The 17262-nt window shown below is 60.1% G+C and carries 15 protein-coding genes and 1 pseudogene; 2 read left to right on the top strand and 14 right to left on the bottom strand.

Annotation, left to right across the window (positions count from 1 at the left end):
• Positions 1-111: 111 nt before the first annotated feature.
• From OOT33_RS17065 to OOT33_RS17035, 7 genes are all read right to left on the bottom strand, one after another.
• Complete coding sequence (locus OOT33_RS17065) at positions 112-945, bottom strand: ArdC-like ssDNA-binding domain-containing protein (RefSeq protein WP_307751093.1); 834 nt, start codon at positions 943-945, stop codon at positions 112-114.
• Entirely contained in the window at positions 942-2621 is a 1680-nt protein-coding gene (locus OOT33_RS17060; protein ID WP_307751092.1) for an ATP-binding protein, read from the bottom strand. The genes OOT33_RS17065 and OOT33_RS17060 overlap by 4 nt, the downstream gene beginning before the upstream one ends.
• A gap of 74 nt (positions 2622-2695) precedes the next feature.
• Entirely contained in the window at positions 2696-4693 is a 1998-nt protein-coding gene (locus OOT33_RS17055) for a ParB/RepB/Spo0J family partition protein (protein ID WP_307751091.1), read from the bottom strand.
• Between the two features lie 300 nt (positions 4694-4993).
• The gene (locus OOT33_RS17050) at positions 4994-5392 is read right to left on the bottom strand and encodes a hypothetical protein (RefSeq protein WP_307751090.1); all 399 of its coding nucleotides are present in this window, start codon (positions 5390-5392) and stop codon (positions 4994-4996) included.
• Complete coding sequence (locus OOT33_RS17045; RefSeq protein WP_307751088.1) at positions 5373-5678, bottom strand: type II toxin-antitoxin system prevent-host-death family antitoxin; 306 nt, start codon at positions 5676-5678, stop codon at positions 5373-5375. Before OOT33_RS17045 ends, OOT33_RS17050 begins: the two co-directional genes overlap by 20 nt.
• A 137-nt stretch (positions 5679-5815) precedes the next feature.
• Positions 5816-6187 carry a DUF5615 family PIN-like protein gene (locus tag OOT33_RS17040; RefSeq protein WP_307751086.1) on the bottom strand — a complete coding sequence of 124 codons (372 nt, stop codon included), beginning with the start codon at positions 6185-6187 and terminating at the stop codon, positions 5816-5818.
• Positions 6169-6339, bottom strand: coding sequence for a DUF433 domain-containing protein (locus OOT33_RS17035; RefSeq protein WP_307751085.1), 171 nt, complete (start codon positions 6337-6339; stop codon positions 6169-6171). The genes OOT33_RS17040 and OOT33_RS17035 overlap by 19 nt, the downstream gene beginning before the upstream one ends.
• Positions 6340-6448: 109 nt before the next feature.
• Between OOT33_RS17035 and OOT33_RS17030 the strand changes: the two genes are divergently transcribed.
• The gene (locus OOT33_RS17030; RefSeq protein ID WP_307751084.1) at positions 6449-6907 is read left to right on the top strand and encodes an excisionase family DNA-binding protein; all 459 of its coding nucleotides are present in this window, start codon (positions 6449-6451) and stop codon (positions 6905-6907) included.
• 26 nt (positions 6908-6933) lie between these two features.
• On the opposite strand, the gene OOT33_RS17025 is transcribed toward OOT33_RS17030, so the two are convergent.
• From OOT33_RS17025 to OOT33_RS17010, 4 genes and pseudogenes are all read right to left on the bottom strand, one after another.
• A complete protein-coding gene (locus OOT33_RS17025) occupies positions 6934-7320 on the bottom strand; it encodes a PIN domain-containing protein (RefSeq protein ID WP_307751083.1) in 387 nt (128 codons plus the stop codon).
• A gap of 3 nt (positions 7321-7323) precedes the next feature.
• Positions 7324-7563: a type II toxin-antitoxin system prevent-host-death family antitoxin gene (locus OOT33_RS17020; protein ID WP_307751082.1), complete on the bottom strand. Its 240-nt coding sequence runs from the start codon at positions 7561-7563 to the stop codon at positions 7324-7326.
• Positions 7564-7645: 82 nt separating this feature from the next.
• Positions 7646-11856, bottom strand: a pseudogene (locus OOT33_RS17015) (strawberry notch-like NTP hydrolase domain-containing protein).
• A gap of 68 nt (positions 11857-11924) precedes the next feature.
• Complete coding sequence (locus OOT33_RS17010) at positions 11925-12323, bottom strand: toprim domain-containing protein (protein WP_307751081.1); 399 nt, start codon at positions 12321-12323, stop codon at positions 11925-11927.
• Positions 12324-12416: 93 nt separating this feature from the next.
• Between OOT33_RS17010 and OOT33_RS17005 the strand changes: the two genes are divergently transcribed.
• Positions 12417-12677 carry a hypothetical protein gene (locus tag OOT33_RS17005; protein WP_307751080.1) on the top strand — a complete coding sequence of 87 codons (261 nt, stop codon included), beginning with the start codon at positions 12417-12419 and terminating at the stop codon, positions 12675-12677.
• 873 nt (positions 12678-13550) lie between these two features.
• Here OOT33_RS17005 and OOT33_RS17000 read toward each other — a convergent pair.
• The 3 genes from OOT33_RS17000 to OOT33_RS16990 all read right to left on the bottom strand — a co-directional run bounded on the left by OOT33_RS17000 (position 13551) and on the right by OOT33_RS16990 (position 17205).
• Positions 13551-14807 (bottom strand): replication initiator protein A, encoded by a 1257-nt coding sequence (locus OOT33_RS17000; RefSeq protein ID WP_307751079.1) that lies wholly within the window; start codon positions 14805-14807, stop codon positions 13551-13553.
• A 49-nt stretch (positions 14808-14856) separates the two neighbouring features.
• Entirely contained in the window at positions 14857-15936 is a 1080-nt protein-coding gene (locus tag OOT33_RS16995) for a ParB/RepB/Spo0J family partition protein (protein WP_307751077.1), read from the bottom strand.
• A gap of 75 nt (positions 15937-16011) precedes the next feature.
• A complete protein-coding gene (locus OOT33_RS16990; protein WP_307751076.1) occupies positions 16012-17205 on the bottom strand; it encodes an AAA family ATPase in 1194 nt (397 codons plus the stop codon).
• Positions 17206-17262 lie beyond the last annotated feature (57 nt).

Raw genomic sequence — 17262 nt, 5'->3', positions numbered from 1 at the left:
GCTCCTCTGCTGGTCAAACGACCGCAGAGGTTCGTCGAGAAATAATGCGGAGCAAAGCCCGTCAGATAACGTCGCAATTCTGCGCATTTCAGACACTGAAACTGCGTTCCTTCACATTATCGACACCTCGCGATTACTGGCGTTATGCTCACCTCGCCATAAGGCGAGCCAATGCCCGACATAGGCGGCATGGCTGTCGTGCAATTCGTTGGGCAGGCCATATTCGGCGCAGAGAATCGACTGCGCGAGGCCGGCGACCAGTTCCTCGAACGCATAGGCATCGTCGCCGAAGCGCTTGCCGAACTGGCGGTTGAGCCGCGACACATGACCAGTGCCGTGTGAAATCTCATGGGCCCTTGTGGAGAAATAGGCTTCGATCGAATGGAAAGCCCACGGATGCGGCAGGCAGACCGTATCGACGAGCGGCGAATAGTAAGCGCTGTCGCCGCCATGGATGACCTTGATCGGCACCGCATCCAGAAAGGCTTGTGCTCTCGCCGAGAGGGCGCCGATGGCCGCAGGATCGGGCGGTGCCGGGTGATAATGGGCCGGAAGACCGTCGATCTGGTCGGCGCAGAACACATGGTTCCATTTCATGAAACGGATCGTTTTTTCGCTGGTTTCACCGGTCTGCCGATCGGTGTCGGTCTTGTGCGCGGTCGAATAGAAGACGCTGAACGAGCCGCTTTCGCCCTTGCGCACCTGGCCGCCAAGCTCGGCTGACTGGCGGTAGGTCATCCAATAGGGACTGGAGAACCCGCGGCTCTCGGCAACCGCCCAAAGGAAAAAGACGTTGATTCCCGCGTAAGGAACGCCATTATGACGCAGCGGGCGCTGGCTTAGCGCCGACCAGGGTTTGAGCCAGGGCGCAGTGCCGGTCTCGATCTTGCTGAGGATGAGATCGGTGATCGTCTGGGCGACGTCAGGTCGGGGATGGCGGGTCATGCTGCAGACCCCCCTGAAGCGCCAAGCAGTTCGAGCTCCCCTTTTCCATCGGTCCATGAAAGCCGAAGCGTTCGCCCGTGCGGCACGCGCCAGGCGATCCGGTCGGCAAAGGCCATGCGGATTCCAGCGAGGATCGCCGCATCCTCACCTTCGAGGATGGTGTGCGCCTGGACCGCCGCGTCGTGGCGGAAGCGGGTCTCCTGGGTGTCATAACTGTCGGCGTCGGAATCGTCCGAAGGACAGAAGATCGCGTCGATGATGAGCTCGGTAAGATCGGAGGGATCGAGCTTCGATCCGCGCGTGAGCGCGATGCGCGCATTGTCGGGATCGGACCAGCAGCTGTCGTCCTCCGCAATCCAGAAGTCGGTATCCAGGTTGAGCTTTGCACCGCTCTGATCTTCGAAACCCAGTATGATCCGGTCTGGTCTTATCGTGGCAAGGCCGGCTTGATCGTCAACGGGAGCATCTTCTGCATCGAGCATGACATTTTCTGTGGAATGATAGGTCGGCAGCGCATCATACCAGGGGTAACCCGCGAACTGGCGCACCGGGCTGAAGAAGGTTAGTGGCAGTGGACCGGAAAGTTGGTGTGGTTCGAGATCGGCCGTGTCGCCTCGCGAACAGGCGAGTAAGCGCGCGAAGGTGATGGAACCGCAGGCATCCTCTTCGGTGAAGATCGCTGCCTTGCCGGTAACCGCAGTATATTTGGGTACCTCACGATATTGGTCACGGGCACAATAGGCGACCCAGGGCGGCAGTTCGCGCGCGGCCTCGGGAAAGTCGGGATCGCAGCTTTGCGCCAAAAGCCAGTCATCGAATGAGAGACGATGAAGGGGTTGCAGCCTGATCGTCTCGAAGATGGCCTCGCGGCACAGGTCGACGAGCGTCTCAAGTGCGTCATTGCGGAAGATTTCCTTGCGCGCAGGAAGGACAAGGACCAGTTCGGGCGCATCCACGATGTCGACTTTGACGCTCCAGAGCGTGTGGTGGACTTCCTTGATCGACGGCAGCTTGTGGCGGATGGTGAGGCCGTGGAAATTGATGCGATCGACATGATCGAGGTTGATGTCGCGAAAGACGCCGATGCGGTATCCTCCGCGCTCGACGATCTGTTCCGCCCCAGCCAGGAAATCGGCGCGCTCGAGCGGCTTGCCGTTGTAGATGACCGGTAGCGGGAAATGGCGCGCCGCGGTTGCGATCGTGCGCTCGAGTTTGCCGTCGGGCTGGGCGACGAACGAAAAGGCGATCCGCGTGCCCATCGGCCCCTCCCACGGGAGCAGATCGATATCGGCCTCACCCGTCCAGGCATCGCCCGCGATCGCAAGCGTGAAGGCGCCCGCCGCGCTGCTTGAACTCACGATGGTGTCTAGGCCAGCCAGACTGAAGAAGCCCATGCCCGCAGGATCCTCGCGGGCGCGGCACTCATCGGACCAGTCCGATTGGCCCAATGAGACCAGGTCGGCGGGATCGGCAATGCCGTCACCGTCGTCGCTGACGGTGATCAGGCAGGTATCCGGGCCATGTTCGGCGGTGACAACGACGCGCGTGGCGCCGGCACGCCGGGCGTTCTGGAAGAGTTCGTTGAAGATGTCGTCGAGGGTGCCGTTGAAGATCCGGGTCACCTTGGAGATTGCTTGCGGAGAAACCTGGGCGCGCAATTTGGTCAATATGGTCATGACAGTTATCCCTGGGAGCACGGCCGCGTAGCCGCGGACCTCTCGGACCGCGACTGCGTTGCACTGGTTTTGGATCAGGCGTCGACGGTGTCGTCGTGCTCGGCGCCTTGCTCTTCGGCGGGGTCCAGCTCGTCTGCATCGGGCTCGAGTTCCGGCTCGCCCACGTCCCCGGCTTCCGGTTCACTGGCTGCGAGTACCCGGAACCGCATGGCTTCGGGCACCCAGGCGAGCGCGGCCTGCTTGACCTCGGGTGCGACGATGGTTTCGCCGGCGAACAGCTTTTCGCAAGAAGCCGAGAGGTCGCCCTTCTTCGAGCCCATGAAGCTTGCCGCCATGGTCGGCCCGCCTACCTCGGTGACGTGCGCGAGCAGGGTCTGCTTGCTCACCCTGTCGAAATAGTTGGCCGAGGTCGGGCGCCAGTGCCCCGCCACGCTGATGTCCATGAGTGCGCCCAGGTGATCGTGCATGTCAATCGGCTCGGGACCGGCCTGACCGGGCTTCTTGGGCACGCCCATACTGGCCTCGAGCGTCTTCGCCACACACCAGGCAAGCCAGCTTGCCTTGGCATCGTCGTCGAGCGCGCTGAACGCCGCAAATCGGTCGATGGTGCGGTCATGTTCGGTCCAGGAAAGATCGAGATTTTCGCGCATGTCGGCCATCAGCGTATGCGCCGGGGATTCGGGATAGGTTGCGAGATAGAGCGAGGGCGAGGATGCCCGGATCGAGGTGCCAAGACCCTGGGCGCTGTAGTGGGAACGGGTGTCGGCAATGGCGAAGATCAGATAGTCGAGCGCGATCGCCGGATTCGACGCGAGATTGACCGCGAGGATATCGCGGCGCTGGACGGCGAGTTCCTCGACCAGCTTTTGCGACAGCGGCTTGGGCGCTGACAATGGCGCGCCGCCCTCCCTTGTCCCGCTGGCACCGTCCGGGGCATCGCTGCCGCGCGCCTTGCGGCGCTCAAGCGGCTTGTCATGGAGGGCGTCGTACGCATTTGATGCGGCGTCCCAGCGGGTCTGGAAGTCGGCGGCCGCAACCTCGTCGTCCTCATCGAGCCCTTCGCTTTCCGCTTCGAGCGCCGAGATCGTCTCAAGGAGCTGGTCGGCTTCGGCCTGTTCCTCTTCGCTGAGCGGTGCCGGTTCGAGGTGGACCTGATGAAGGTCCTCGGTCGCACTGTAGGGAATCCGGGTCTCGAGAACGGGCCGGACCCAGGCATAGCCGGAGGTTTCGGCGATCTGGGTTGCGAAAGCCTGCAGCTTCTCGCCGGCGATGCGCTGGGCGATTTCAGCATCGATCCAGGTCTCACCGCCGTCTTCGGTGAAGAGATCCCGCTCGATCTTGCCGCCGGCCGCGAGGTAGTCCGCTTCGCTCGCGAGTTTCGCCATTGGTGACGATGAGCGGATCGCGCTGTGCGTGACCATGCGGCGGATGGAATCCGGGTTGTTGCCCTGCCAGCTGTCCGACAGCTCATTCCAGACCATCATCTGCCGATCGTGGTTGGGGGTGGTGGCATAGGCCTTGGCGACGTCGAGGGTGATCTTGCCCTCCTCGAGCGCGGCGAAGATCGGATCGGCAAGGTCGGCAAGACGCAGGCGGCCTTCGATAAAGCGGCGGGTGCGGCCAAAGCGTTTGGCGATCGCGTCCAGATCGCTGCCTTCATTGACGAAGTGCTTGTAGGCGCGGATTTCATCGGTCGGCGTCATGTCGAGCCGGATAACATTCTCAATCAGCGACAGTTCGGACTGCTCGGCGGCATCGATGTCGAGCACGCGGCAGGCGACCGGATGATCCTTGGGCAACTTGCCCTCTTCCAGGAGAAAGTTGAGCGCGCGCAGGCGGCGACCGCCTGCGGTCACATCGAACATGCCCCGTTTCTTGGCGGGTACGACGATCAGGTTCTGGAGGAGGCCCTTGGCCTCGATGTTGGCGGCAAGCTCTTCGATGAAGAGGTTGCTGTCGTTCTTGCGGACATTGGCTTCGGACAAGCGCAACTTGACCAAAGAGATCATTTCGAGTGTGTTCATGGGAGTGCTCCTGAAAGCCGGAATGGCCGAGCCCTTCGGCTCAACCACTCCAGCCCCCCTCCCCTCACAATTTCAGGATATTCCCGGCGCTGGCACGACTGCACGGGAGCGGTTGTCGTGGCGTGAGGCATAAAGACGGTTTTATGCCTCACGGGCAAAATGAAGCGGTCGATCCTCGCCGCTTGGCCTCAGTGAACGTCCGGCACGCTGACGCGACAGCCTACGTTTGTGGCTCTACCGCTTTTGCTGGGCATCGAGGGCCTTGCGAAGATATTCGCGCTGCTGATGCCAACCACATTGGCCGCTTATTGGGCTCGGTAGACGCGAGCCGGCTTTCTATTCTTTTGGTCAGTCGCGGTTGATCGGCACCGCCCCAACGGCAGCCGCGCGAATCTTTGCGGTGAAGCCAGGCGGCAAACGACCGGCGATGAAACCTTCGCCAACTGGACGAATGTCAAAACCCATCCATTGAAAATGGTTATATTCGGAAACCAGCACCGAGGAGGTCGGATCGAGTCCAGCGGCCGCAGCGACTTCGGCAGGGAGCGGGATCGCGCCAGGCTTGCCATCACCCTTGGTGGTCACCGGCAGGACATAGACGCGGCCACGCGCAGGGTCGACGTGCAGAACGATGACGAAACGTTCCTTGACGCCTTCGTCGCGACCGGCAGCAGCTTCTTCGCGGAACAGGTAGACGTAGCGCAGGACTTGCCCGATGCGCAGATCGTCAATCGTTCCACTTGCCACTGGCAATTTCCTCGTCGCTGGGCTGGGTGGCGAGGATCTGTCGGCGCAACTCGTCAGGCATATCGAAGCTCGATGCGACCTCGATGTCCATGGCCTTGAGGACATTGCCCCGGGCGAGTGCCTCGATTCGTTCGAAATAAGCGCTGTCGGCGACGATGTGCCGCTTGCGGCCGTGGTTGGTCAGAATGATCGGCATATGCAACGCCATGTCGAGATATTCGCCGGTGGCATTGTGGAATTTGGTAAGTGGCACACGCTTGCGCTCAATTTGCTTGGCCTGGGCCATGGCGTTACTCCTCAATGGCATTATGGGCAATATAGCAAATATGGCCATTTTTGCAACTTCCGATTGCAAATCGACGCCGATTGACCACGGTATAACATCGCAAGGTCCATCAAACTGCGGTGATGGTAAATTGCGGCTCAGGGCGGCGGAAACATAGCGAGTTGGCCCGCTACGCCAACTTCAAGGACATGATTGACGATCACGTCACCCGGCGTGCCCAGGGTTTTCAAATGGGCGATCGCCGCAAGTAGCAAAGCAAGCGAGCGTTCGCGCGCAACACTCGGCAAGACGATCAGACCAGGGTGGATTTCCTGGCGGGCGACCAATTTCCGAAAATCGACCGCGTTCTCGGTGACGATCACCCGATCCTCGGCAAGGCAACGGGCGAGAACGACATGATCGGGTTCGCCAAGGCGGGCCCATGTCGCGCGGATGAATCGCGTCATGCTCGCCGCCAGCTGCGGCGAGAGACATTCGTCAATTAATAGCTTCAAGCGGCTTTGGCCCATGGCCGTCCGCCCGGCCTTCCCATCATCGGGTGGGTCCGCGCGTATAGCGCCGCGGTTTCGAGGGCCGCGCGGGTCAGGTGCGGATTATCGGCGAGGATGTCATCAATGCTGTCGCCTCCATCAAGGCGGCCCAGAACCGAATAGACCGTCATCCCGTTTTATGCCTCATGGACACCGATCCACACAGAACACGGATGCATAGCGAGGTTGCGTTTATTGCGAATATGTGCTAAGGGATATATCCATCAGCGGAGAGAAACGATGACACTGCCAGCCAACGCCTTGCCTTTTGGCAACAGGCTGCCCTCTGCCGACGATCGCCAGATCGCCAACCAGCTTCGGCGTATCCTGGCCTCACAGAAGGCCGGCGAAGCCAAGCTGCATATACCGGATCCCAAGACCAGAAAGCCGGTTGAAATCACCCTGACACCGGCGATGTCGGATCTGTTCCTGGAGCTGCTGCGTCACATTGGAAGTGGGGATGCCGTCACGCTCGTGCCGATCCAGCAGATGCTGACAACGCAGCAGGCAGCGGACCTGCTCAACATGTCCCGCCCCTACCTGATCAGGCTGATCGAGAAAGGAGACATACCGCACAGCATGGTGGGACGGCATCGGCGGCTCCAGGCCGAGGACGTGTTCGCGTACAAGTCTGCACGAGACAAGACTCGCTCGAAGGCAATGGACGAGCTGATCGCGGACGGCGCGGACTTATACTGATCAAGGTTGGTTGTGGTGACTGGGTGTCAGACCTCGCGAATCGGTCCAGGGTACTGGCAAACGGTCTTGTCGGCGGTCAGCAAAGTGATGCCTTCCTCAATCGACTGCGCGATCAGCATTCGGTCGAATGGATCTTTGTGGATCGGCGGCAACTGAGAAATTGCGACGGCATGTTCGCTGGTGACGGCGAGTTCAAGGTAGCCGTTGTCGATCAACGCCCGGCGTAAAACCCGCGCATCGACTGCGAAGTCTTCACGCCCAAGCGCATTCTTGATTGCGATTTCCCAGAGACTGGCCGCGCTAAATACGAGTTCGTTCGCTTCATCATTGATGAGTTTGCGGGCCGCGGGCGTGAGCCTTTCCGGAAATCCGGCAGCCCATAGGAGAACATGTGTGTCGAGCAGGAACTTCATCGCTCAACCTTCGAACATCGACTCGATATCGCCCGCGCCCATCCGATCAAAGTCGTCCGGTACGCGCATCTCACCCTTGAGGAAACCCAAACGCTTCATCTTTGTTGGGACCGGTGCACCGAACGGCACAACCTTCGCGATCGGCTTGCCGGCCCGAGCGATCACTACAGCGGTTCCATTCGCCACGCGCTCAAGTAGCCGTGAAAGATGCGTCTTTGCCTCGTGGATGTTGACTGTTTCCATCGCTTGCTACTTAGCTAAGTTGAATAGACTAAGTTTATCTTAATCTCCACGGTATGCAAGCCCCCTAATGAAGGGAGCCTTCTCAGCTCACCCAGTTTACCAGAAAGTCCTCAACCCGGTCGAACGGCACGAACACACGCGTCTTGTAGGCGATGATCTCGGTGAAGCAGCCCTTCGACTTGAGCTCCGGAATGCGCGAGGGTTCCGCACCCACGATCTCGACCCTTCGAGAACCGTTCACGCGGGAGGTGCGGATCGTGAAATTGAGCGGATGCGGCGCCTTCCAGGTCCCCCCCCCAGGATCGCGGCCGTGATCTTTGCAGGATCGGTCTGCACCGTGCGCGCCACTCCCAGTTTTTCGAGGGTGGCGTCGACATAGAGATCATGGACGTGCCGACCCAGCCAGGAAGCGCCGGACCTGTCGACGATACGGTTGACCGTCAAGTCTTCCTTGGGGAGTGCCCCCCAGATCGGCAGCAGAAGCCCGGTGGCAAGATAGTTGGTCTCGGTGACGAGCTGGCTCTCATCGGCGGCATACTCGGCCTCCCAGAGCGCGCTGAACTCAGACTTGGAAACCGGGCCCCAGGCCGACTCGTCGAGCCGCGACGCCAGGATATATTCGCTGCGCAAGGGGCGGACGAGTTCGAAGCGACGGATGGTATTACCCTCCTCGTCCATGTGAGACGGTGCAGGAATGGCGAGCGCAACCTTCCCGGACTTGTCGTTGCGCAAGAAGAGCGGCTTGTCCTCGTATGCCGCCATCGTCAGCACCCGCTCGAGGCTCAGGACTTTGCGGCGCTGGGTCAGCGAGAGTTCGAGGAGGTGTGAAGTCGCGCCCGTCACTGGATCGGTGCGGATCACCGTGTCCGACAGCACCTCGCAGGCCTCGACCGCGATCGTCTCGACGCCGATATCGAAGGTGCCGGCTTCCTTGGCCGCCGAGACGCGGGTTTCGACGAGGGTCAGGAATTCGTCAAAGATCGCATTCTGCACCGCGATCTTCATGGCGAGGATTCGATTGAGCCAGCGCTGGATCGGCGGCAGGTCCTCGCGCAGCACCCCGTCCTGGTCGGTGAGCTCAAGCCCGCTCATCAGCTGGAACTCGGCAAGCGAGGTGCTCTTGAGCTTTCCGGTCGCGAGCAGCCCGTACCAGTCGTGCAGCGCGTGCTTGGCGTAAGCGCTCTCGAGATTGTCGGCGGCGTCGAACATCCCCTGCCCACCGGTCTGGCGCTGGCCGCGGGTCAGCGCCCCAAGCGCATCCAACCGCCGCGCGATCGTGCTGGTGAAACGGGCCTCGCCCTTGCAGTCGGTGGTGACGGGTCGGAACAGTGGCGGGCAGGCCTGGTGCGTGCGGTGGGTGCGCCCCAGCCCCTGGATCGCCCGGTCAGCCCGCCAACCCGGTTCAAGCAGGAAATGCACCCGGCGCTGCTGGTTCGTCGCATCGAGGCTGGCGTGATAGCTGCGGCCCGTGCCGCCGGCGTCAGAGAACACCAGGATGCGCTTCGCGCCAGTCATGAAGGCGGTGGTCTCGGCAAGGTTGGTGCGCGGTGAGCGGCTTTCGAGGCGCTGCTGACCCGAACCATCGCGGACCAGGCGCTTGCTGCGCCCGGTGACCTCGGCAACGGCGGTGACGCCGTAATGCTCAAGCAACGCATCGAGCGCGGTCGGGATCGGCGGCATGGCGCAGATATATTCGATCAATTCGTCGCGGGCCGCCTCGGCCTGCGGATTGATGACCGGATTGCCTGCCTCGTCCCACATCGGCCGCGAGCGAACGTCTCCGAGATCATCGGTGTATTCTTCCATCTGCCGGGTCGGGAAGGCCCGGGTGAGATAGTCGGCTATCGCCTCGCGCGGCGACAAATCGAGGTCAAGCGCCTCTCGCTCCTCGGGGTCGAGCTCATTGAGGCGGCGATGGAGGATCGATTCCGCGGTACTGACGAGCTGGACGACGACGCTTTCCCCGTCAGCCAGGTGCTGGTCGATCGCGGGGTAGATCGAAGGCAGCTTCAGCGAGAGCAGGACCTGGGAAAAGAAGCGTTGCTTGGTGCCCTCGAACCGGCTGCGCGCCGCGGCCTTGGCGCCGCTGTTGAGCGTCTTGTTCTCGAGACCATCGACGATGCCGGTGAGTTCGAGCGCTGTTTCGAGGTTGCGATGGATGATGACCCAGCAGTCCGCATATTTGTCGTAGATCGCGATCTGCTCAGGCGTCAGGTCATGGCGCAGGATATCGTATTCGATCCCGGCGAAGCTCAGGGCGCGGGCCAGGTATAGCCCCGAGGCCTTCAAGTCGCGGGCAACCAGTTCCATCGCGGCGATGCCACCGTCGCGGATCTCGGAGATGAACTGCTCTCGGTTGGCAAAGGCGGTCCCCGGCCCCCACAGGCCAAGCCGGACGGCATAGGCGAGGTTGTTGACGTCCGACGCGCCGGTGGCCGAGGCATAGAGCACCCGGGCGCGCGGCAGCGTGTTCTGCAGCAGCACCCCGGCGATCCCCTGGAGCGAACCTTGCTTTTGCCCAAGCGCCCCTTCCCCACCGGCGACACCACCCATTTCATGGGCCTCGTCGAAGACGATGACGCCTTCGAAGTCGAGTCCTGCCCAGCGCACGATCTGCTCGAGCCGGGTGTCCTCCACCCGCGACGATCGCAGCGTGCCATAGGGCACAAACAATATGCCTTCGGGGGCGGTGATTTCCTCGCCGATCTTCCAGCGCGCAAGATCGAGGATATCCGAGGGCAGGCCGCCGATCGCGGTCCAGTCACGCTGTGCGTCTTCGAGGAGCGGCGCATTCTTTGAGATCCAGATGTGGCGGCGGTTGCCCTTGAGCCACTGGTCGAGAATGCAGGCTGCGGCCTGCCTCCCCTTCCCCGCCCCGGTCCCGTCGCCGAGGAAGAACCCGGTGCGATAATGCTCACCGTCAGCGTCTTCCTTGAGCGCCACCTCGCCGGCGGGGTGGATGAAGCGGCCATGGAGATCGCGCGACCAAGCTTCGCCCGCGTAGATGTCGGTTTCGAGCTGGGCCGCCGACAGTAGCCGCGCGGTAACCGTCCGCTCGGGCAGGCACGGTACATAGTTCGGCCGCGGCGCGGCGATCGAGGCCATCGCGGCGGATTCGACGAGTTGGGTTGGATGCTCGCCGGCTTCGGGGATCACCACCCGCGAGGGACGGTAATCGGCGTAGACCCCGCGCTGCTCTCCCATGGCCGCGGGTTCGTCGAGCACCTGGTAGGCGACGGGCCGCACGTGGTTGGTCTGGGGCGCCCGGACAATGACGGGCCGCGCTGGACCGCTTTTCACCGCCCGGAACATGCTGAGCTTTAGCCGTGGAGTAGGTGGCGTACCAGGCTTGCGAAGAGTTGCGCGGGGCGGAACCGCCGTAATCGCGTCGAATAGCTCACTCACCGATGGGCGATTGATCGTCGCGACGCCGATTTCGCCCGCAACCTTGTCGATCACCAACACGCGAACAGCGATGCCTGTCCCGTGCTTGGCGTACCCACCCTTATCGAGCCGTAGCGACAGGACGACGCGGGCGCCTTCCAGAGTCCGGCGGAATATCTCAGCGCCGCGCGCTGATGCGGAAAACCAGTCGGGCATGATCGCGACCACCCTCCCTCCTGGCAGCAGGTGATCGAGCGCAGGGCGCAGGTGTCTTGCCGCAGTATTCTGGTCCTCGCCCCGCGATTGCGAGACGGAGAAAGGCGGGTTCATCACGATCACGCTCGGCCGCGCCGTTCCGGAGAGCATCGCCGCGATCTTGGCACCGTCGTGCCGGAACACCGGCGAGCCCGGAAACAATCCCTCGAGCAGCTCCGCGCGCGCTGGTTCGAGTTCGTTGAGCAGACATGCCTTGGCTGCCCGATTGGCAAGTGAGGTGATAATGCCGGTGCCCGCGCTCGGCTCTAGGAAGACGTCCTCGCTGGTGATCCGGGCCAGATGGACGGCGAGATAGGCCAATGCGGGCGGCGTTGAGAACTGCTGGAACGCGACCTGGCCTTCGCTGCGCACTGTGTGAGTGGGTAGATCCTTGGCCAACGCTTCGAGCGTCACGATCGCAGAACCAGCGTCCATTCGGCCGATCAGTTCGGGAATGGCCATGGCAAGCGCCACTTCCAGAGCCTCGAAGCTGTCGCGCTGCTGCCAGACTCCGGCGGCGTCCGAGCCGCCCGCGCTTTCGCTCATGGCCTCTGTGAGCGCGGGACGGTCAATCGGGATTGAGAGGAGAAGTTTGGCGGCAAGTGTACGCGCCGCGCCAAGAATGGCGCTGCTGCAGGCGAGCGTGGTGGTCATGGAGGTCTCCGGTGGGTTGCTGGGGTCTGCTGCCGATCGGCGGCATGCCCCACCTGTCCCCCCTCCCCTCACCGCTTCAGGAGCTGCGCCCAGTCGTTCATGTGCCCCGGCGGCCATTCGGTTTCGATGGCAAGACCCGGGCGAGCATAGGTTTCAAGGGCACGTGCCTGCGCGCGCCGCCCTTCAGGGTCGTTGTCGGCGAGCAGGATCACGGTTTCTACCGACGTGGGGATATCGACCTGGTGGAAGCGCTTGGCCCCCATGGTGGCCCATGCCTGGATACCGGTCAGTGACGTGTAGGCTGCGGCTGTCTCAAACCCTTCGCAAATGCCGACTGTCCGCGCTGGCGATCCATTGGTCCAGGCGGCGCCGATCGCGGAGCCGAGGCAAAGCTTGGCGGTGTAGTTGGCTGTAGCTGGATCGAGAAAGATCCGCTGGATGGCAGCGAGCTCGCCGGCGCGGCGCATGGCGACGATGAGTGCGGGTTCGAATCGGGTAAATGGTCCCTGCCCTCTTGGGCATTTGGCGTGGAATCGAATGTCCTTTAGCGGAGTAGAGATTTGGCGGGTTTCACGAACGTAGCGTTCGGCGAGCGTGTTCTCGATCGCTCGAGCCTGACGCCACAGATCGAGATGGGGCGTTGCGGTTCGATCTGGGGTCCTTTGGATAGCCAATGGATCGAATTTCGGAATGCGCGCAATGCAGGAGAGTTCGCGCAAGACATCACGCGCATCGCAACCGGCATGGCAGGTCACCAATATTCCGCGATCGCCCTGCCGGATCGACAAAGATGGTGTCCGGTCGTCGTGAGCGGGGCATAGACACAATGCAGTATTTCCCGACCAACGACCTCCAAGCTGGTGAACAAGGAACCGGAGTTCTGGCGTGGGTTTGTTGCGGACGAGAGACATGGCTGACTTTGCCCACCCCCCTCCTCTTCCTCGCCTGCTCCAATTAACGCGATGGCGGATTTGTGCGAGGCAGAGAGCTCCAAAATCATCGAATATGTCTGAAAGTCCGTGAACTAGGATCTTTTTATTCCCAACTCTGAGCAAGAATTTACGAGGTATATGATAGGGTGACGATTTTGCGTTGCCGGAAATATTATAACTATTTGATATATAAAAAGAATATAGCGTTTTGGCGCTTGGTTATTGGTCATAGAGATAATCGCACTCTCGTTTGGGAGGCTTCAGAACATATAATAACACGGAGAACGATGACTGCCTTTCTTTTCATCAAAACAGAATTGAAACTTCCAGAGACGTTAGAGGGTTTCATAAATATGTTAGATAGTTAAGGACGCCCTGGCTGCCTTGAATCCTAAGTAAATCCATGAGTCGCGAGCGGATAGCAGTTCCTGAAAGGACGATGGATCGTTCCCGATATGCCGTAGCTCGCGTTCCCGTAGTGTCGGCATTTCGTTCTTGAAAGATCGATGATCGCATACCCACTGTTCCGAATGTGTCGATTAGGCGGTAAACATCCCTGTAATGGGAGATAGATTGAATCACTTTCGCGCAGGCGAGAGTCGAATTCCTTCAAAATGCCTTCAAGAGTTCCGAACGGCCGACACTTAGTCAGTTAGGCACGACACAATGGGAACGGGCTACTTGAGATGACCTTGGATTTTGATGCACGGCAATAAATATCGGTCTGAAGAACTGATAAGTGAGTGAGCGTGCCCCTGAGGCTCAAAAGCCTTTCAATTCGTGCTTATGTTTCTCATGGTGGCGGCGCACCCAACCAATGAAGGCGCGTTGCCAATTGGCAGGAGTGCGCTCAGCAGAACCTGCAACCCAAGATTCAAAGTCGGTATGCAGAGCATACAGATCCCAACCGGGACATTCGTTCCGAAGCAGTGTGATTGTCTCATCAGTCATGAAGCCGCGGTTTGTGGCGTCGGCTATGCCAGCGACGGATTTCCGAATCAATGCGCTTGCATCGAGCAGGGGTTCATTGGGCAGTGTCTCAATCGCCGACTTGGCCATCGTCGGCATCATTCGTTCGGGAAGTTTCCCGGAGGAAACTTCTGCTGGTCTAGGCACCGTTGCCTGTGAGGCAGGTTGTCCGGTTGCAGCTTCTGGTTTGGCGTCGTTGCGCCGCATGCGAATGGCCGGCTCCCCGCCATTTTGAGCTTGCTCCAAGATCAAGTCATATCCGGGTAGACAATTCCGCTCGACTAGTTTGAGTATCTCGAATTTGAACCGACGGTATTCGCCTTCGGCGCCGCTCTTATCGAAGAGCGTGGGCATTGAGATCGCAAAGCCCCCTTCCCCTGCCCCGCCAGCATGCTTTCGTGCGACCTTGTAGAGCCAGCGCTCCCGGCCACCGGTAATGTCGAAATAGGCCCGATCAATGGAGAGAACGCCGCCTTTCATCAGGACGCCTTCCCAAAACCAGTTTGAAAGCTCCAGGGTCATACCACGCGATCGCTCGGTGCGCTCATCAACAAGCTGCGTCCAACCATCGAGCCAACTGAACGTCGCCTCGCGTCGGTTCTCTGCTCGGATATTTGTCTTTACAGTAGTTGCGACAAGTCGGTCGAGTGCTTGTCCCAGCAGTTCATATGCACGGCCCGTTGTAGGCCGACCAATTGCTCTCAGGAGATCGTAGGGCATGATGTGCAATGTGCGTGGGACATCATTGATCCCACGCCGTTGAATGTCCGCGAGCATTGATGCGCAATAAATGAGGATGTCGGCGTCCCATATAGTCGCCATGCCGTAGCTAGGGTTAGCAGAGACATTAACCCAGAGTTTACCGTCGGGAGAGGAGTACTCGATGGGCTTTGTCCGTTTGGTTTTCGCCAGACTGAAGAATGGACGCTCCATCATCTCTCGCTGGTCGCGCAGCGGGAGATCGACGATGTAAGGCAGGAAGAGGTCAAACTGCTCGTTGATGGCGCGGCGATTGGCCTTACCAACCGGACCTTCGGTCGACATGCTCATAGCAAAGTTTCCTCAAGGAAACTTTTTGAAGAAGGTCGGGGCAGGGGGGTCAAGTCAGCGAAACCCCATTTTCGCGCAGCATATCGAGAATCGCCTGAAGTGCTTCCTGTAGCTGCTTATCGTCTGCGCCTGCGCCGGTGGGCAGGTGAAGCGTTACTCCCTGCCGTGTAACCGTCTTTAGTGTTAGAATTGGCCTTCCAAATCGCCCCTGAACTTGCATGTCGAATGTCTTGGTCGCGTTCAGCCTCGCTGTCGTTGCCGACATAAGCCGCTTGAGAACTGCACTGCCGGGCATGGGAGGGGAGTCGTCAGACTGGGCGCCCTCATTCTCGTTGACTATGACTGAGGCTTCCTCGCGAATTGCTTCTGCCCTGGCTGGATCATCGAGCGCGGTGGCCAGAGCATAGGCGGGGTTCAAAGGGAGTTCGCCGAGATTGGCGAAGGCCGCCAGTACGTCGTCAGGAATGGCGGCAGCCTTCAGCATCTTGGATAGCCAGCCCTTAGATACCTTCAATCGCTCGGCCATTCGAATGGCCTTGCCGCCGTAATGGGCCTCGAGCGCAGCCGCATAGTTGCGGGCACGTTCGATATCCGAGACGTCCTTACGTGCACGGTTCTCAACGTCGGCTAGGCGGAATGCGGCCTCGTCATCCAAGTCGGCGACTTGCGCGAGAAGCTTCATGTCCGGATAGCTGTTCGCGCGTAGCCAACTGATAGCAAAATGGCGGCGCGTGCCGACGATAACTTCGTAGTCGTGCACAGGGTCGTCGGATACGTGGCGGACCACAACCGGTACCTTCTGGCCACCTTCTGCCACGATAGAGTCAATCAGATCCCGAACAGTGGCCTCTGACAAGCGAGTCTGCATACGGGCATTGCCCGCCCATAGACGAACCCGACACGGATCGAGCTGGAGTTGCGTGACCTGCTTGACCTCGCCTGACGCAACGCGCGCAAGAGCACTTTCGCGCCCAAGCAAGCTCAATCCAGCCCGGTTCGCTGGTCGGGGCTGAGTAGATCTGGACGGAAATTCATCCTCTCTAAGCGGAAGGGCAGGGGTGTCGTCCGCACTCGCTGGCGTTTCGTCGGCCAGAAGTCCAGCCAAGTAGTCACTTTGCTTTCGTGCCATCAGCGTGCTCCTCCATGAGTGCGTTCCTGAAAGATCGAGACAGTTTGGCCGTCAATCGCAGGACATGTCACTCCGCTAAGCATTGACCACCTCCTGCGCTGACGCTGGTGCGGCTATGCCCCATCCACGGCGAACCAATGCCTCGACCTGAGCCATCGCCTCATCGAGATTGGCGCGGCATCGCTTGTGTGTCCGCGGTGTGCCGATCGGCCGTTCAAGCTCGTAAACCGTCATCATGCGAAGGGCCGCGTGACTGATTTCGGCGCTTTCCAGGATCGGAACAGGCAGTAATGCCGGGCCAAAGGTCTGCTCCATGATCTGCCGGACCATGGCGTGACTTGGATCGTTTGAATCGAACTTTGAACAGATGAGGCGGATGAAGTCGTATGCTACTTCAATGCCTGCGTCTGCAAGTTGCGAGGTGATCTGGTCCATCATCGAAAGAAACTGGACTGTCGAGCAAAAGTCGGGCGTTGTGGCGGCCATAGGGACTAGCAAGGCGTTGGCCGCTTGCATGACTGCTAGGCTGATCGTTCCGAGTGCGGGAGGTGGATCAAGAATCACGACATCGTAATCACGCGCGAGATCCTGCAGGCCACGTTTGAGCTTGCGAAAGCGCGATGCGAGGACAGAGCCACCGTCTGCTCCAGATGCCGCCAGCTCGTATTCGACATCGAACAACTCTAGATTTGACGGAATTAGATCAACATTCGGCCAAGGTGTCTTTTGAACTGCATAAAGCAGGTCAGTTTGGGTAGGGTCAATCGAGAGGTAGGGATAGAGCGTCTGTGCGCGCGTAATGTTGAAGTGTGGATTGAAACCGAAGAGCGTCGTCGTCGTGGCTTGGCTATCGCAATCGACGACCAGAACACGGTAGCCCTGAACGCCGAAGTAGTGCGCGAGATGCGTCGTAACGGTCGATTTGCCGACGCCACCTTTGAAATTTTGCACCGCGACTATCGCAGGATTGTCGAGAGGCGAACGGGCTGGGGAAGCGCCGAGAACCTCGCGCATATGGAGCAAAGCATCAATGGAGTAGCCAGGCCGACGACCGTTTTCTGTGGGTGGGGGAGGGGGAAGGCGCCCGTCATCTTCGGCCATTCGGATACGATTGGTCGAGCAGTCTAGCAATGCCGCCGCTTCGGCAATACCATAGCGAACTGACAGCTCTTTGCGACTCTCGGGAAGAAATGCTTGTCGGCGAAGCCGTTCGATCATCTTCTCGCCAGCTTCAGCCATTTCAGCTATGCGGGTGACTTCTGAATTCATAGCGACCCCGGGGTGACAGGTTGAACGATTTCGTGACTATAGCGCAGCAGAAATGTT

Origin of the sequence: Sphingobium sp. DEHP117, from assembly GCF_030867385.1 — a bacterium.
Classification (GTDB): Bacteria; Pseudomonadota; Alphaproteobacteria; order Sphingomonadales; family Sphingomonadaceae; genus Sphingobium.
This window is presented reverse-complemented; position numbering and strand designations above follow the sequence as displayed.

What these genes read in the sequence shown, in the direction of transcription:
- OOT33_RS16990 (WP_307751076.1), bottom strand. Translation starts at nt 17,205, where the DNA reads ATGAATTCAGAAGTCACCCGCATAGCTGAAATGGCTGAAGCTGGCGAG.
- OOT33_RS17045 (WP_307751088.1), bottom strand. Translation starts at nt 5,678, where the DNA reads ATGGCCCAGGCCAAGCAAATTGAGCGCAAGCGTGTGCCACTTACCAAA.
- OOT33_RS17010 (WP_307751081.1), bottom strand. Translation starts at nt 12,323, where the DNA reads ATGCGCCGCGCCGGCGAGCTCGCTGCCATCCAGCGGATCTTTCTCGAT.
- OOT33_RS17065 (WP_307751093.1), bottom strand. Translation starts at nt 945, where the DNA reads ATGACCCGCCATCCCCGACCTGACGTCGCCCAGACGATCACCGATCTC.
- OOT33_RS17060 (WP_307751092.1), bottom strand. Translation starts at nt 2,621, where the DNA reads ATGACCATATTGACCAAATTGCGCGCCCAGGTTTCTCCGCAAGCAATC.
- OOT33_RS16995 (WP_307751077.1), bottom strand. Translation starts at nt 15,936, where the DNA reads ATGGCACGAAAGCAAAGTGACTACTTGGCTGGACTTCTGGCCGACGAA.
- OOT33_RS17035 (WP_307751085.1), bottom strand. Translation starts at nt 6,339, where the DNA reads ATGACGGTCTATTCGGTTCTGGGCCGCCTTGATGGAGGCGACAGCATT.
- OOT33_RS17030 (WP_307751084.1), top strand. Translation starts at nt 6,449, where the DNA reads ATGACACTGCCAGCCAACGCCTTGCCTTTTGGCAACAGGCTGCCCTCT.
- OOT33_RS17020 (WP_307751082.1), bottom strand. Translation starts at nt 7,563, where the DNA reads ATGGAAACAGTCAACATCCACGAGGCAAAGACGCATCTTTCACGGCTA.
- OOT33_RS17040 (WP_307751086.1), bottom strand. Translation starts at nt 6,187, where the DNA reads ATGGGCCAAAGCCGCTTGAAGCTATTAATTGACGAATGTCTCTCGCCG.
- OOT33_RS17025 (WP_307751083.1), bottom strand. Translation starts at nt 7,320, where the DNA reads ATGAAGTTCCTGCTCGACACACATGTTCTCCTATGGGCTGCCGGATTT.
- OOT33_RS17000 (WP_307751079.1), bottom strand. Translation starts at nt 14,807, where the DNA reads ATGAGCATGTCGACCGAAGGTCCGGTTGGTAAGGCCAATCGCCGCGCC.